The organism is Streptomyces sp. NPDC002004 (assembly GCF_053593975.1).
In genome coordinates this window covers 1-14,815 of record NZ_JBSFDP010000042.1, presented here as the reverse complement: position 1 = coordinate 14,815, position 14,815 = coordinate 1, and the positions used below count along the sequence as shown (strand labels likewise).

The 14,815-nt window shown below is 69.9% G+C and carries 10 protein-coding genes; 7 read left to right on the top strand and 3 right to left on the bottom strand.

Annotated features, from left to right (window positions below; genetic code table 11):
* Nucleotides 1-953: 953 nt before the first annotated feature.
* Together ACWCP6_RS33350 and ACWCP6_RS33345 are read left to right on the top strand one after the other, a co-directional pair.
* Nucleotides 954-1,160, top strand: a complete 207-nt coding sequence (locus ACWCP6_RS33350; RefSeq protein ID WP_450936360.1) for a cold-shock protein — start codon at nt 954-956, stop codon at nt 1,158-1,160.
* Between the two features lie 528 nt (nt 1,161-1,688).
* A complete protein-coding gene (locus ACWCP6_RS33345; protein ID WP_450936359.1) occupies nt 1,689-2,696 on the top strand; it encodes an NADP-dependent oxidoreductase in 1,008 nt (335 codons plus the stop codon).
* Between the two features lie 254 nt (nt 2,697-2,950).
* Here ACWCP6_RS33345 and ACWCP6_RS33340 read toward each other — a convergent pair whose 3' ends face one another.
* Nucleotides 2,951-6,517 carry a tetratricopeptide repeat protein gene (locus ACWCP6_RS33340; protein WP_450936358.1) on the bottom strand — a complete coding sequence of 1,189 codons (3,567 nt, stop codon included), beginning with the start codon at nt 6,515-6,517 and terminating at the stop codon, nt 2,951-2,953.
* A 358-nt stretch (nt 6,518-6,875) separates the two neighbouring features.
* On the opposite strand from ACWCP6_RS33340, the gene ACWCP6_RS33335 reads away from it, so the two are divergent.
* The 5 genes from ACWCP6_RS33335 (at nt 6,876) to ACWCP6_RS33315 (ending at nt 10,550) form a co-directional block, all read left to right on the top strand.
* Nucleotides 6,876-7,067, top strand: a complete 192-nt coding sequence (locus ACWCP6_RS33335) for a hypothetical protein (RefSeq protein WP_450936357.1) — start codon at nt 6,876-6,878, stop codon at nt 7,065-7,067.
* A 315-nt stretch (nt 7,068-7,382) separates the two neighbouring features.
* Nucleotides 7,383-8,234 carry a putative RNA methyltransferase gene (locus ACWCP6_RS33330; RefSeq protein ID WP_450936356.1) on the top strand — a complete coding sequence of 284 codons (852 nt, stop codon included), beginning with the start codon at nt 7,383-7,385 and terminating at the stop codon, nt 8,232-8,234.
* Nucleotides 8,235-8,482: 248 nt separating this feature from the next.
* A complete protein-coding gene (locus ACWCP6_RS33325; protein WP_450936397.1) occupies nt 8,483-9,061 on the top strand; it encodes a carboxymuconolactone decarboxylase family protein in 579 nt (192 codons plus the stop codon).
* On the top strand, nt 9,058-9,924 hold the full coding sequence (locus tag ACWCP6_RS33320) for an RNA polymerase sigma-70 factor (RefSeq protein ID WP_450936355.1): 867 nt from the start codon (nt 9,058-9,060) through the stop codon (nt 9,922-9,924). Before ACWCP6_RS33325 ends, ACWCP6_RS33320 begins: the two co-directional genes overlap by 4 nt.
* A gap of 161 nt (nt 9,925-10,085) precedes the next feature.
* Nucleotides 10,086-10,550 carry a nuclear transport factor 2 family protein gene (locus ACWCP6_RS33315; RefSeq protein ID WP_450936354.1) on the top strand — a complete coding sequence of 155 codons (465 nt, stop codon included), beginning with the start codon at nt 10,086-10,088 and terminating at the stop codon, nt 10,548-10,550.
* 286 nt (nt 10,551-10,836) lie between these two features.
* Here the strand turns inward: ACWCP6_RS33315 and ACWCP6_RS33310 are convergent, their stop codons facing one another.
* Complete coding sequence (locus ACWCP6_RS33310; protein WP_450936353.1) at nt 10,837-13,089, bottom strand: FG-GAP repeat domain-containing protein; 2,253 nt, start codon at nt 13,087-13,089, stop codon at nt 10,837-10,839.
* Between the two features lie 934 nt (nt 13,090-14,023).
* The gene (locus ACWCP6_RS33305) at nt 14,024-14,482 is read right to left on the bottom strand and encodes a hypothetical protein (protein ID WP_450936352.1); all 459 of its coding nucleotides are present in this window, start codon (nt 14,480-14,482) and stop codon (nt 14,024-14,026) included.
* Nucleotides 14,483-14,815 lie beyond the last annotated feature (333 nt).

Sequence of the window (14,815 nt, the reverse complement as noted above, 5' to 3'; positions counted from 1 at the left end):
GGTCACTGTTTGTGGTGGATAGCACGGTTTTCCGGTGAAGGGACGGGTGATGAGAGTGATCGTCGTGAGTTCGAACATGCTATCGGAGAGCTGTGGGTGGGTTTCGTTGGTTACGGGTAACGCGAACGTCGGTCGATCCTTCGCCCGATGACCCAGGGGTCTCGGTATGACCATGAACCCCTCGACGCACGGGGAGCATCGAGGGGTCACGGGGTGGCCGGCGGCCCCTGGGCGACGTTTCGTGCGACTTCTTCTGCGGGCACGGCGGCTCCGGCTTGCAGCCGGTGGGCCAAGCCGCCGCGGCTTCCATGACGTTGGCGCGGCCGGCCGCCGGCCCGCTGTTCCCGGAGCACGGAGCCCGGAACCGTCGTCCAGGAGGAGCTCGGCGCCGATCCGCGCTGCAGGCAACCCGAGCGGCAGCGCCTCCGGGAAGCAGCGGCAGGTCGCCGATACTGATCGCCCCGGGCGCCGAGGGCGCGGTGAAGGGCCACCGACGGTCCGCCGCGCTCCGGGCGCCGCGCCGTCATCATGCGCTGCTGCCGACCTCCTCCGATCCGAACGACTGTCGCAGCCATGAGTCGAGAGCGGCATGGTCGCCATCGGTCGAACAGCAGATTCAGGGCGCTGGCGATGACCGACGAAGGCGAGAAAGCGCTCGACCATGCGCGCGTAGCGGCGGTGCAGACGGCGGCAGACGCCCAGCCAGGACAGGGCGTGAGCGGCGATCCAGCGGTGCCGGCCGTACCGAGGGCGGCGATACGGCGCATCTGCCCGATGCCCGCGGTCTGCGACTCCCCTTAACCGCGCCCCTGAGCCTGTTGACGAATTGCTGTCCGCCGATGCTTGGAGATCCACTCCGTGAGGGGTATTCAGTTGGTGAAAGCAGGCAGCAGCGGGCTGCCTTGGCCTCAGGTGCCGCTCGTGCGGCGGCGTTGAAGGAGAGACTCAGACCGATGGCAACAGGTGTAGTGAAGTGGTTCAACGCCGACAAGGGATTCGGGTTCATCCAGCAGGATGACGGCGGACCGGACGTGTTCGTCCACTTCTCGGCCATCCAGTCGACCGGGTTCAAGGAGCTGTACGAGGGTGACAAGGTCGAGTACAACGTGACGCAGGGGCCGAAGGGGCCGCAGGCGGAAAGCGTCGTCCGGCAGGCGTAGTGCTGCCGAGGTGTGCGAAGGGGCTCCGTCCCGGCCGCGAGGTCGCCGGGACGGAGCCCCGCTGCTGATTCGCCGAGGGCATCCAAGCGGCCGGTGCAGGGCTACAAACGTCCCCGCATCCAAGGTGCACCGGTGCGCATCGGTGGACCGGACGATGTGGCCCCTGCACGGACCACCACTCGGCCTTCGCCGCGCCCGCAGTGGTGAGCCCGCCGTCGTTGTGTGCCGTGGCTCCTTGCCTGGGCCGGCTCCAGCTCCGGTCGCGGGAACGGTCGGCCGGAACCGGGCCGCGGTCAACGCCGTCGTCGCCATGCTCGTGGCGGGCGGGTCCGGCATCAGTCGGCTGACCTTCAACGACCACTGCCGCTTTACCGGGAGCGCCGCGAGCTGCTCGCCCACCGCAGACCGGAAGGGCCCGCTGATGGGCAGACCGACAAGGCCCGCTCATGGCGCGTGGCGAACGTCACTGTTCATGACATACCAACTGGTCGGTACCCTCATCATGGACCGTGAACGACAGGAGACGTGATGTCTGCGACCAACCGCCAGATCCGTCTGGCAGCCCGCCCCGTGGGCGAAGTGAAGCCCGAGGACTGGGAACACCGTTCAACGCCCGTCGAGGAACCGGGCCCGGGCCAGTTCGCGGGCCGGACGCGTGTCATCTCCCTGGACCCGGCCATGCGCGGCTGGCTGGACGACCGCCCCTCCTACCTGCCGCCGGTCGGCATCGGTGAGGTGATGCGCGCCGGGTCGGTCATCGAGGTCACCGCCTCCCAGCACCCCGACTACCGGCCGGGCGATCACGTGGTCGGCACGTTCGGCGTCCAGGAGCACGTGGTCTCCGACGGCAAGGGCGCGATGAAGATCGACACCTCCCTCGCTCCGCCCTCCACGTACCTCGGCGCACTGGGCATGCCCGGCATGACCGCGTACTTCGGCCTCCTCGACGTCGGGGCGCTCAAGGACGGCGAGACCGTCGTGGTGTCGGGGGCGGCCGGCGCCGTCGGCACCATGGTGGGGCAGATCGCGAAGGCCAAGGGCTGCCGGGTCGTCGGCATCGCCGGAGGGCCGGAGAAGTGCGCACTGCTCACCGGCGAACTGGGCTTCGACGCGGCGATCGACTACCGCGCCGAGGATGTGCGGAAGGCGCTGCGCCGGGAGGCCCCCGACGGCATCGACGTCTACTTCGACAACGTCGGAGGGGACATCCTCGACGCCGCCCTGACCCGGCTGGCGATGCACGCGCGTGTGGTGGTCTGCGGTGCGATCAGCCAGTACAACAACGCCACCCCGGTCAAGGGCCCCTCCAACTACCTCACGCTGCTGGTGCGTCGGGCCCGTATGGAGGGCTTTGTCGTCTTCGACTACGCCAGGCAGTACGCCAAGGCCGCGCAGGAGATCTCCGCCTGGATCGGAGACGGCCGCATCAAGGTCAAGGAACACGTGGTGAGAGGCACCGTGGACGACTTCCCGGAGACGCTGCACATGCTCTTCCGCGGCGAGAACGTCGGCAAGCTGGTGCTGGAGCTGCCATGACCGCGGCCGAGGCCCAGGTTGACGTCGGCGTGGCCTCTGCCGGCCGGGGCCTTGGCACGGGGCCGACCGGCTTGACCTGGCCGCAGAACCAATGGGCGTCGGACTTGGACAGGCGGAGGCAGCCGTGCGAGCCGCCGGCGCCGGCGTTGGACCTTCTACGACTTCCCCGCCGAGCACTGGATCCGCCTGGGCACCACGAACCCCATCGAGCCCGTGTCGTTCTGCCCGAGGGCTGACGGCGACGGCGCCCGTCATCACGGGCTGGGTGGTGAGTCGGGACCGCCGAGTCGGCTGATGAAGCGCAGAACTTGTTCCCGGCCGAGGGGGCTGCCGATTTCCTGGTACAGGGCGAGGGCCTGTTCGTAGTGCTGCTTGGCGCTGTTCAGGTCCCCGCCGTCCCGGGCCACATGTCCCAGGTTTTTCAGCGCGATGGCCTGGCCGACACGGCTGCCGGTCTGGTGGTAGAGGGCGAGTGCCTGTTCGTGGTGCTGCTTGGCGGTGTTCAGCTCCCCTCGCTGCCGGGCCACATGTCCGAGGCCGTCCATCGCGGTGGCCCGGCCGATGGGGCTGCCGGTCTGGTGGTACAGAGCGAGGGCCTGCTCGAAGTGCTGCTCGGCGGTGTTCAGGTCCCCTCGGTCCTGGGTCACGTATCCCAGGTTGTTCAGTGCGTGGGCCTGGCCGGGGCGGTTGCTGGTCTGCTGGTAGAGGGCAAGTGCCTCGTCGAGGCACTGCTCGGCGGTGTTCAGGTCCCCTCGGGCCCGGGCCACATGTCCCAGGTTGTTCAGTGCGTGGGCTTGGCCATGGCGATTGCCGGTCTGCCGATTGAGGGTGAGTGCCTGTTCGAAGTACTGCTTGGCGGTTGTCAGCTCCCCGCGGTCATCGGCCACATGTCCCAGATTGTCCAATGAGTGGGCCTGGCCGGGGCGGTGGCCGGTCTGGTGGTAGAGGGCCAGGGCCTGCTGGTGGTGGCGTTCGGCGGTGTTCAGGTCTCCTCGGTCCCGAGCCACCTTCCCCAGCTGGTCCAGTGAGATGGCCTGGCTGAGGAGGTTGCCGGTCTGCCGGAAGATGGTCAGAGCCTGCTCAAGGTACTGCTCGGCGGTATCCAGCTCCCCGTGGCCCTGGGCGGCAATCCCCAGGTTGCCAATTGCGTTGGCCTGGCCGGAGCGGTGGCCGGTCTGCTGGTAGAGGGCGAGGGCGTGCTTGTGGTGTTGTTCGGCGGTGTTCAGGTCTCCGCTGTCCCGGGCCACGTGTCCCAGCTGGTCCAGTGCGTTGGCCTGGCTGAGGCGGTTGCCGGTCTGCTCGTAGAGGGCGAGTGCCTGCTCGAGGTACTGCTTGGCGGTATCCAGCTCCCCCCGGTCCCGGGCCAGATCCCCCACGTTGTCCAGCGCGGTGGCCTGGCCGAGGAGGTTGCCGGTCTGTCGGTAGAGGGCGAGGGCGTGCTTGTGGTGTTGTTCGGCGGTGTTCAGGTCTCCGCTGTCCTGGGCCAGATTCCCCAGACGGTTCAGCGCGTCGGCCTGGCCGGTTCGGTCGGTGAGGTCGAGGGCCAGGTCCAGGGCCGCTTGGGCGTACCGCCCGCTGAGGGTGCGCTGGTGGGCTGCTTCGGCGGCGGCGGTCAGCGATATCCGGAACGCTGCTGGTGCGAGGTCGGGCTGTGCGGGCAGGGCCGGGCCGGAGCGTGCTCTGGTCAGGGCCAAACTCGATTGCTCGAGCAGGAGTTGAACGCGGCACCGGGCGTCCGGACAGCTCCGGGCGACCTGCAACCCCTGCTCCACTGCCGCTTCCGCGGTCTCGAGGTCGTTGCGCAGCAGCGCGGCATTCGCGTGCAGGACTTGGAGCAGGGCGTGTTCGTGCCTGGCAGGCTCGCCGAGCGTGCGTGCCAGGTGGATACCTTGGGTGATGAGGGTATCGGCGCGGGCCTGGTCGCCTGTTCCGAGTGCGCCGGTGGCCTGGAGGCGCAGCAGGGTGACGGGGAGGATCTGGGCTGCGGCGGCCGTGCTGAGCGGGATCAGTGGTAGCCGGTCCGCATGCGTTTCGGTCGCCTGCTGGACCGGTGCGGCTGGGGGAGTGGTGGCGTCGGCGGCCGCGAGGCGTGCGACGTCGGCGGCAGCTTCGACAGCGGTCAGGTCGCCCCTGCGACAGACTGCTTCCGCCAGTGCGAGGGCCAGATCGGCGCGGTCGGTCGGATCGATGATGCCGTCGGGGGTGTGGAGTGAGCGGTGCCACCAGGTGGCGGCGTCGTGGTAGCGGTCTTCGCGCCAGGCCAGCTCGCCGCGCATCCAAGCGATCGCCGCCTGCCCAGCGGGATCGGTCGCATGCCGGTAGTGCCGGTCGGCGTCGGCGGCCAGCCGACCGGCCTGGTCCAGGTGGCCCTGGAGGACGGCGATGTGCGCTTGGGCGTGGGACGACAGCGCCAACGCCGTGCCTGGCACGGACGCTTGGGCCGGTTCGGCGGCCGCAATGGTGGCGGTCTGGGCCAGGGCGAGCGCGTCACCCAGACGGCCACCGGCGACGGCCGCCAGGACGGCCTGCTCCCACTGCCGATGTCTGGTCCGGTCGGTGTCGCCCGCCGAGAAGCGGTGATACATCTCCTCCGCCGAGAGCACCCCGTCAGCCAGGACGGCGTAGAACTCGGCAGCGGCCCGATGCCGGCGAGGAAGCTGCCGGCGGCCGGGGACCTGGTCGCGGTCGGCGCGGGCCACGTGCTCCAACAGCCACCGACGGATGGTGCCGTTCATGACCAGGCGAGGTGCACGGTTCGTGGCAGGCGCCATCTGCAGGAGATTGTGCCGAGCCAGCGCGGCGAACCAACCATTGCTCAGCTCGGTGTCGCCCATCAGGTGGGCAAGCGCCGGCTCGGTGACGACCCGCAGCACGCAGGCGGCCTCCACCAGCAGGCGCTGCTCGGCCGACAGCCGGCCCAAGATGTTGTCCGCCAGCCAGGCCGGCACCGGCTGCCCGGCCGCCTGATCGAGCGCCGCGACCTCACCATCGACTCCGCCCCGGCATACGTCGGCGATGGCAGCCGCGATCAGCGGCATACCGCCGGACATCGTGTAGGCGAGGCGCGACTGCTCCCGGCCAAGTCCCAGTGCTGCGAAGTGGTCGACGACGTCGTCCTCGCTCCAGGCCGCCAGTTCCAGCACCTGCCATGCCGAATCAGGCAGGCCCGTCATCGCCAACTGGTCCTGCCCGGCCAGGATCACCCGCAGCTGCGGAGAGGAGTGCAGCAGCCGGACCACCACGTCCCGGACGAACCAGTCACCGACGCCGATCGCCGTCCGAGCACGGTCTTCCCGGGCAGCGTCGTCGAACACATACAGCAACTCGGTTGTGTCCACCATCAACAGAACCGGGCGGCGCACCCGGGCGGCGATGCGCACCATCGCCTGCACCCACGCCTCCCGACGCTGCTCGGCCGGTGCGGCCCCGTCGGCGACCGCCGAGACACCCGTGATCTGCCCCCGCCCGCTGGCAATCATGGTGATGCTGGCCGGATGTCCGGCCCCGATGCCCTCGGCCTGGCGGCGCAGGCGCCGCCGACGCCACCAGGGCCCGGCCGCTGCCAGCTGGGCGGCCAGGCTCCTGACCAGGTGCAACACCACGTCGGATTCCACCGGAAACGGCGCCAGGACCACATCGAGCACGTCCAGCCGGACCGGACGGAAGCCACGCCCGCTGTTGCGGAGCACATGCCGCAGCAGCGTGGACTTGCCGGTTCCGGACACGCCCTGTACCACCAGCACCCGCAGCGGGGATTTCGCACCGCTAAGCCGTGCGACCGCAGCCAGCGCTTCCCGGCGGTCGGTGAACACCTGTGCCATGGTTGGCCCTCCAGTGGCAAAGTCTCTGGCAACGCAGAGCTGCCACGCCGACTATCGGTCATGATGGTAGGGCGAAAACGAAGATGTCGGATGTGTCTTTGCGGTGACAGGCCCGTTGTGCTGCCGCCGCGTGGACCGTCACAGCCCGGGGGTGGCCATGCCTATGCCAGGACCGAAGACCTTGGCGGCGGTTGGGGTGGTGCTGTCAGCCGCTACTGGGTTCGTGACCAACCTGGTCACGGCTCAGCGGAGTCCGGCTCTGATTGCCGCAGCCGTGGTCCTGGTCGTCGCCGGTGCCGCAGTCGCCGTGGCCTCAGTCGCGCGCAGGCCGTCGAATACACAGCCGGGAGCGCGGCTCATGACGCGGCGTCGCGGCATCATTGACCGTACGAGGATCGCCCACGGCGCGGACGCCGAAGTGCACATCGAAGCCGCCGGCAGCGCAGCCGAGGTGTCGAATCTGAGGGTCAACGTGGACGACGCCGCGGCCGTCGCCAAAGCCACCGGCCGAGGCAGGATCAGCAACTCCTCGATCACACAGAGGCCTTGACGACCCTGCGGGCCTGGCCACGGCGTCCACCGCGGAACTGGTCGGCGGGCCGCTGGGCCGGGTTTCCCAACTTCGGCGGGCATGAAGGGCTTCGTCGAAGCTCGTAGACTCATGGCGTGGCATTCATGAGCACCCCGCACTGCTGCTTCCTGTGATCGGAAGGCGTTGAGGGCGATGTCGGACGACGTCGCCCTCCTTGGTGTGCCTGCTACGCGAACCACCTTTCTCGCACTGCCCGTTCCTTCCTGAGGCAGTGACTTTCTGTGTGTGCGTGCAGGCACGGTCTCTTCCCTTCAGCCTTGCCAGGAGTGCCTCATGCCAGTGTTGCTTCCCCCTGCCCTCGAACTGTTCCTCCACCTGCTGCGCTGCCCGACGTGCCGCACGCTCCGTCTGCACCCCGACCGCGGAGCACTGCGCTGTGAGGCGGGCCATACCTTCGATATCGCCCGCCACGGCTATGCCGGCCTCCTGACCGGCACCCGCGCGACCAGCGGTGACGACGCGGCCATGGTCCAGGCTCGGGACCGCTTCCTGGCCACCGGCAGGTACGCGCCCATCCGCCAGGCCGTGGCCCGCCTGGCGGCCGACTACGCGCCGGCGAGGGGCACGGTCGTCGACGTCGGGTGCGGTACGGGCTACTACCTGGCCGGCGTTCTCGACCAGTTGCCCGGCGCCCGAGGTCTGGGCCTGGACACGTCGGTGCGCGCGCTGCGCTCGGCAGCCCGATCCCATGAACGAGCCGCTGCGGCGACCTGGGACGTCTTCCGTCACTTCCCGCTGGCCGACGAGATGGCAGACGTGGTGCTGAACGTGTTCGCCCCGCGCAATCCAGCCGAGTTCCACCGAATACTCCGTCCAGCCGGCCGGCTGATCGTGGTCCGTCCCACCGGGCTTCACCTGGCCGAGCTACGCGGCCGGGTCCCTGCGATGGTCACCATCGACCCGGCCAAGGAACAGCGCCTGCACCGGGCGATGGACCCCTACTTCGAGGCCATCGCCACCAAACAGGTGAAGTACCCCATGACCCTGGTCGGGTTGGAGGCCCTGGACCTGGTGGGGATGACGCCGAGCGCACGCCACTTGAACCGTGCAGACCTGAACGATGACGGCCTCCTGCCTGACCGGGTCACCGTCTCCGTGCTGGCCACCGCCTACAGGCCTCGGTGACCACGAGCGGGCGCCTGCGTCCGCTGACCGACGAGCAGTGGGCACGTCTGGCGCCCTGCCTTCCCCGCAACGCAGGGAAGGCAGGGCGCCAGGCCGATCCGGACTCCCGTGCTGCTCACGCAATCCTGTGAGGCTTCGCGCTCACGGGACGAGGGCATCGTCCTCGGTGCTGTGGCGGCGGCGGGTGTCACATCCGCGGGTTCGGCGGTGTCTTCATGTCGAACAGGCACACGCCCAAGGAGGACATGATGGTGTTGCGCGTTGCGAAGGCCGAGCTCCCGCCCGAGCTCAGGGAAAGCATGATCAAGCAGCTCGGTGCCGTGCCCGAGAACGTCGAGGTGCTGTGGCACAGTCCCCAGGTCATGCAGGACAGCGTGGAGTTCGGTGGCAGGGTGGGCGCGTGGGATACGGCCGACGCCGGCCTGAAGTCGTTTGCGCACATGGCGGTTGCGGCGCAGGTCGGCTGCAGCTGGTGCCTGGACATGGGCTACTTCCAGGCACAGAACGACAACCTTGACCTGGCCAAGGCGAGCCAGGTGCCGCGCTGGCGGGAGTCGGAGGTGTTCACGCCGCTGGAGCGGGACGTGATGGAGTACGCCGAGGCCATGACGAACACGCCGCCGACCGTCACCGACGAGCTGTACGCGGCTCTGCTGCAGCGGCTCGGCCCGGCGGCGATGGTCGAACTCACCGCGTTCATCGCCTACGTCAACCTGGCGACGAGGGCCAATGTGGCGAACGGGGTCGAGTCGCAGGGCTTCTCGGACGCGTGCGAGATTCCGCTGGCCCCGCGTCCTGAGGCGTCCGGCGTGGTGTCGCCGGCATGAGCGGGGACCCGTTCGTCGCCCATCGCAGCCTGCTGTTCACCGTCGCCTACGAGATGCTCGGGTCGGCCGCCGATGCGGAGGACGTGCTGCAGGAGTCCTGGCTGCGGTGGGCCGGCGCCGACCGGTCGCAGGTGCGTGACCCGCGGTCCTACCTCGTCCGCGTCGTCACGCGGCAGGCGCTCAACCGACTGCGGACGCTGTCGCGCAGCCGCGAGGACTACGTCGGCGAGTGGCTGCCTGAACCGCTGCTGACCAGCCCCGATGTCGCCGAGGACGTCGAACTCGCGGAGAGCGTGTCGATGGCGATGCTGACCGTGCTGGAAACGCTCGGGCCGGCGGAGAGGGCGGTGTTCGTGCTTCGCGAAGTCTTCGAGCTGCCCTACGGCGAGATCGCCGAGGCCGTCGGGAAGTCCGCGGCCGCGGTGCGGCAGATCGCGCGGCGGGCACGCGAGCATGTGGCGGCCCGGCGGCCACGGGTGCGGGTGAGCCGGTCGGAGCAGCAGGCTGTGGTGGAGCGGTTCCTGGCAGCGTTGCGCACCGGGCAGCTGCAGGAGCTGATGGAGGTCCTGTCGCCGGACGTGGTCATGATCGCCGATGGCGGCGGGCTGGCCGCCGCCGCGCTGGCTCCGCTCCACGGGGCCGAAGCGGTGGTGCCGCTGCTGGCGCGCGCGAACCGGGTGGTGGGCGCGTTCGAGGCGACGACCGTGTGGCTCAACGGTGCGCCGGCCGGCCGGATCGAGATCGACGGTGAGCCGTCCGCGGTGAGCCTGGTGGTGGACAACGGACGGGTCACCCGGATCTACGTGGTGCGCAACCCGCTGAAGCTGACCCGGCTCGACGAACCCGCCGCACTCGCCCGATAGACCCGCCGCTGCTCCGGTGCCGTGGGTGTTCCGGGCCATGGGAACCGCCCGGAACACCCACGTAAGTGAGGCGGTACGGCGGCATGACATGTCGCGCGGCCGTCCCCTCGCACTACCGAGACGAACACCCATCCACCGAACAGGAAAGACCTACATCAACCATGACTGACATGCAGGCCATCGCCGACCGCGTCGAGATCGAGGCGCTGCGCGGCGAGTTCACCGACGCGGGGATGATGCACGACTACGACCGCTTCGCGTCGCTGTTCGCCCACGACGGCGCGTGGCGGATTCCCCAGATCCCGGCCGAGTTCGTCGGCCGTCCGCAGATCCGCGCCGCGATCGAGCGGCTGCAGGACCACTGGGACTACTTCGTGCAGACCGTGCACCCGGGCCTGATCCGGATCGACGGCGACACCGCGGTCGGCCGCGCGTACATCGCGGAGTTCGGGCGCATGCGCAACGGCAGCTCACACCTGAACTACGCCCTCTACCACGACCGTTACCGGCGCACTCCCGACGGCTGGAAGTTCGTCGAACGCCTCTACGAGGTGAGATACCTCGACACCTCCCCACTGGCAGGCGCAGCGCCACGCACACAGACCGGGCATGTCCGCGAGCCGTGACCGCGGCGGAACCGAGAGCTCAACAACCCGATTCCCACGCGGAACGTCCCGGCATGTCAACCACGGCCCCGCTCAAAGAGCCGACCGACGACTACGTCCTCGCTCCCGCCAACCGTGCATGGATAGCCTTCGTCACCGGCATGTGACGGCCACCGGAGTGCGCGGGCGGTTCGCCCGCCGCGCCCGGGAGCAGGAGGCGCATGACACGCTCGCACGGGCCTTGGCGGGGTTCCGGGACAGGGGGTGTGGGCCCGCACCAGGGGTGTCCCCCGGTGCGGGCCGCCGGTCAGGAGAGGGTGCGGCCGACCCAGCCCGAGCCGACACGGACCCGGCTGCCGAAGGTGCCGTGGCCGGTCCCCGGGTTGAGCCAGGCCACGCCGTCGGAGTCGACCGAGATCAGGTCGGCCTTGGCGTCGCCGTTCAGGTCGGCGGCGCCGAGCACCTGACGGTAGGTCTTGCCCCAGTCGCGGAAGACCAGTACGCGGTCGGCGAGCTTGCCGGTGCCGTTGCCGTTGTAGCGCCACAGCTCGCCGGAGCCGTCGAGGGCCAGCACGTCCCCATGCCCGTCGCCGTTGAGGTCTCCGGCGCCGATCACCCGGGTGTAGGCCTTCCAGCCGGACCGGATCTTGACGCGCGGCGCGAATCCGGCGCTGCCGTTGCCCGCGTACAGGTAGATGTCACCGGTCGTGGCCGCGCGGGCCAGCAGGTCGGCGCGGCCGTCGCCGGTCAGGTCGCCGGGGGTGGTGAGGACGTCGTAGCCACGCCAGTCGGTGCCGGTCTTGCGGTACGGGGACACCGGCGCGGGCAGCCGGCCCGCCGGGGTCTCGTACATGCGTGCCTCGCCCGTGGGCAGCACGGCGAGGACGTCGTTGAGGCGATCCCCGTTCATGTCGCCGAAGCCGGTGAACCGGGTGCCGGTGGGCCAGCCCGTGGTGACCGCGCCGCTGTGCACGGAGCCCGCGGCGAGGTGGCCGGCGGCGTCACCGTCGTACCGGGTCAGGGCGGTGCCGGTCTGGGCCAGCACGTCGGCGCGGCGGTCGTCGCCGTAGTCCCGGGTGCGGGGCATCGGGCGGGTGGTGCCGGAGACGGCGTGCAGCGGGCCGCCGAGGGCGGAGCTGTCGTACCAGAGCGCGGTGGGGCGGGTGCCCGCGACCGTGAGGGTGCCGCCGACGGTCCGGTGATCGGTGGTGGTGCCAAGCGTCCTGGGGGCCGACCAGCCGCCGCGGGTGCGGAAACCGGCGACGAACCGGTACGAGCCGTTGCCGATGGACACGGTCCAGCCCGCGTGGACGGTGCCGTCGGTGGCGATGCCGGAGCTGACGGCCGAGCCGAGGGGACGGCGGTCGTCGGCCTGCTCGACGGTTCCCCATGAACCGGTTCGGGCGGTGCGGGTGGTGGAGATCACCGCCTTGTCGGCGGTCCCCACGAGGGTGACGTCGCCGTTCGGGGCGGTAAGCGGACGGGGCAGGGCGCTGGGGGCGTACCAGCCCGTGAGTCCGGTCTGCTCGGTGGCGCTCCACGCGTCACCGGGCGTGCCCTTGCGGGCGAAGCGGACGGGGCCGTGGACGCTCGCCCACAGAAGGGTGAGGCCGCCGGCGGGGTCGGCGTCGAGGCGGAGAGCACCAGGCTGGGTGCCGGCGAGGGGGGTCAGGTCCTCGGCATCGCCCCACGCAGCCGCACCGGCCTTGCGCTCCATGATCCGGGAGTGGTAGGTGGCCCCGGCCGTGGGGGCGATGCCGCCGCCGTCGCGTGGGCGGTCGTCGAGATTCCATGCGATGGCCGCGTTGCCCGCCTTGTCGACGGCAGCGGTCAGCCCGGTCAGGAACCACTCCCCGTCTTCCTCCTCGCTCGTGACGGTGTCGAACACGGTGGACTCGGACCAGGCGTCGCCCGGGGCCGGCCGCTCGGACATGCGCAGCTCGCGGCCGCCCGGGACCGGGGCGGCCCAGACGGCGGTGAGGCGGCCGGTGGCGCTGCCGAAGACCAACGGCGAGGAGTCGATCCAGGAGAGAGCGGCGACGGTGGTCGGCTCGGACCAGCGGGTGGCGCCGGGGGCCAGGGTGGCGGCCTTCAAGAGGCTCTTGCCTCCCGGGAGGCTTTCTCGCCAGTAGGCGACGAAGGAGCCGTCGGCCTGCGGGGCGAGGGTGCTGGCGCCGAGGTAGTACTCGGCGGTGGTGGACAGTGTCTGGGGCGCGGCCCAGGTGGTGGTGCCCGCCGGGCGGACCTGGACGGTGAGCCGACGGACCTCCGCGGTGTGCGCCGGGTCCTGCGGCTGGTCGCGCAGGGCGACGAGGGCGCCGTCGGCACGGGATTGGAGGTCCAGTACGCGGTGCTGGGCGGCGGGGGCGAGCTCGGTGGCCGTGCCCCAGACGCCGGGCTGTACGGGGTCGGTGCCCACCGTGGCTGTCTCCGCCGTCTTCGGCGTCGCCCCGGCCGCGGTGCCCGCGGTCTGCGCGGCCGCCGCCTCGGCGGTCAACGCCCCCACCAGGCTCCCGCTCAGCACGAGTGCGAAAGTCCCTCTGATGACACGCGAGTTCACGATCCGGTCCCCCCAGGCTCCAGACTTGGTGATCAAAGTGTGTGGATCTTATATGAGTGGAGTGACGACTCCGGCGTTGCGATGAACACGCCCCCGCGGCAGACGGCGGGGGGAGCGGCCCGGGAGTACGGGTGGGTGCGCCGGGGTGGCCCTCCACGGGGTCTTGCGTGTCCGGCGCGGCCCCCGTCTGCAGCGCCCACGTGGAGGCGCTGCCACCACCACGAGCACCATGATCATTACTGCTAGGCTCGCTCCTTTGGCGCATCCATGCCATCGGACGCCATCGTCCATGCGCTACCGCGAAAGGAAGTCATGCGGGTCAAGAAGCGAGTCGCAACGCTCCTGGCCCCACCGCCCTGCTGACGGGGCTCGTCACACCACCGGGGCGGGCACTGCCAGCGCATCGGGCGACTGCGGCTACATCTGGGGCGTAACCAACAACTCCAGCGCCGTGCTCACTACCAAGAAGGGTATCCACCTCAAGAAGGCACCTGCCGCGGAATGCGGGAACGTGCGGTGGATGGACGGTGGAACACAGCTGTACGCCTGGTGCTGGGACACCAACTCCTACGGGAACCAGTGGTTCTGGGCGCGTATCAAGGGCACCGAGACCGCCGGCTGAGTGTACTTCGCCGACGTTCACAGGGGTCCCGGCTCGATGAACCACTGCTAGGTCGTGTCCGCAGAGTAGCGCCGTCTGCCCGGAGGGCAGGGCTCGCGGCGTCTGGTGCTGGGGGTACCTCCCGCGCCGTTCAGGCTGTGGGGGAGCATCGCAAGGCGCAGGGTCGCCCGCGTACTGGGTGTACGCGGGCGATCCCGACAACGCGGCTGGGAGTACCTCCCACGGTCCGGAGGCAACGGCTCGATCCGCGCCCACTGCGCGTCGGTCAACGGCACACTCGGACCAGCGATCGGACTGTCCGGCCGAAACGGCCTAGACCTTGCCCTTGATCATGGACACGGTGCTCGCAAGGTCGGGGATACCTTCGGTCTGGATCTCCCGGACACCCTGGGAGACCTGCGAGTCATCCTGTTTGCGTGCTCCGGCGGTGCAGTCGGAGGCCCCTCGTGTGAAGCTCGCGAGAGCCTTCGACCAGTAGCTCTGGGTGTCCTTGTCCGGGATGGGGTCGTGCTTCTTGGCCGCGGCGACGTGAGCCAGCAGCGTCTGACAGGCGGGCGCGAGGACATCGCTGGTTGTCATGCTCAGGTCGTTGACCTTCTTCGCATCGTCGCCAAGATTCCTTATCTGGTCCGAGCCCCCTGAGGAGTACCAGCCTTTGAGGTCCTCCGCCGGGGTCGAGCCGCAGCCGGTGATCAGCACGGCGGCGGTGGTGACGGCGACGCTGGTGAGTGCGAGGGCGCGGAAACGCATGGAACCCCTTGGATCGGTCATGACGAAGAAGAGCGGCCACAACCCCGTTGGATTCCGCAGCCGCACACTGCGGTGGACGGCAGACGGCCGGGCCCCATGGCGGAGTCGATGCTGCTTGATCCGGACTCCGGGCACATCGGTGAAACTACGTAATCTGCCAACACAAAGAGAGCGACCCGGCTGCATGGTGGCGAGCTTCTCCCGGCCCGGGCGCTGGGCACGGACCCACCTCTCCCCGCTGCCACGTGAACCTCAACCGCGCGGGCCACGGCGTGTTCGTACGCACACGGGGACGCCTCCAGGTAGGCGGCGGCCTGGGCGTAGAGCGTGATGGAGCGCTGGCCGCGCTCCAGC